This is a genomic window from Planotetraspora sp. A-T 1434 (assembly GCF_025420585.1).
In the GTDB taxonomy this organism is placed as follows: domain Bacteria; phylum Actinomycetota; class Actinomycetes; order Streptosporangiales; family Streptosporangiaceae; genus JAOEGB01.
The window spans coordinates 1-909 of sequence record NZ_JAOEGB010000083.1 but is presented as its reverse complement, the minus strand read 5'-3'; the positions used below and the strand labels follow the sequence as shown (position 1 = coordinate 909).

1 protein-coding gene is annotated in these 909 nt (G+C 58.6%); it reads right to left on the bottom strand.

Annotated features, from left to right (window positions below; translation table 11 throughout):
* Positions 1-161 precede the first annotated feature (161 nt).
* Positions 162-731, bottom strand: a complete 570-nt coding sequence (locus tag N5079_RS35045) for a peptidase inhibitor family I36 protein (protein WP_261588526.1) — start codon at positions 729-731, stop codon at positions 162-164.
* Positions 732-909 lie beyond the last annotated feature (178 nt).

Here is a 909-nt window from a genome sequence, read left to right as displayed (position 1 = left end):
GGATCTTGAAGTGCCGACCTGGTCAAACAGCGCGACCGCCAGTCCCAGCTGAGCGTCTCTCTCCCCCTGACGCGACAGTCGGGCCATCAGCACGGCCACCGCTAAAAACAAAATCCGGTTCGGTCGCGTAGCGACCGAACCGGATTTACGAAAGATCGAGGCTAGTTGTAGCAGGGGTAGACGCCATCGATGTAGTTGTTGTAAGGACTACCCAGCAGGGATTGCTGTGAATACGCTCCAGCCGAACTGAATTTCCATGCCCAAAATTCTTCCCAGTTGTAAAAGTCGCCGGCTGTGCCCGGCGTCTGGTTGTTGATGTATGAACTCAGCCTGTCATTAAGGCCCACGTCGCCGAGGTTGTAGAATTTGCAGGTGTAGAGCTGCATCATGAGCCCAGTGTAACCGGTGCCGTCGTACAGGCACATATATTTATAGGGGCATGACGCGAACGCCGAAATTGGCTCGGCTGCGTTGATCGCTCGCGCGACCTTCTCTCCGGGTAACGGGAGCGTGATGAGGGCGTCGCCGTCCGCCGTGCGGATCTGGTTGGCGCTGACCTGGACCGCGCCAGGTTTCATCCTCTTCATCTGATCATCAACCTGGGACTGCAAGCTGTGCGACTGCTGCTCTGTGAGCCCCGCCGCCGCTGCCTGGGCCGCGTAGGCATTTACTGGACTCGCGGAGGCGGCGCTCGCCCCACCGAGCGAAATCGCGGCCAGCGTCCCGGCCATGCCGATAAACGCAAAGAAGCGTCTTAGTTTTACCATTGCGATAACTCCCTTTTCTCACTGCCCGTTTCTGAATGTTCGGTGGCGTCGTCTGCACCTCGGTCACGGTCGAGCCGTCTGGGAGCTCCCGGACGATCCGCTTGACCACCGGATGCCCTGTTTGTGGATACGCAACGAGGTT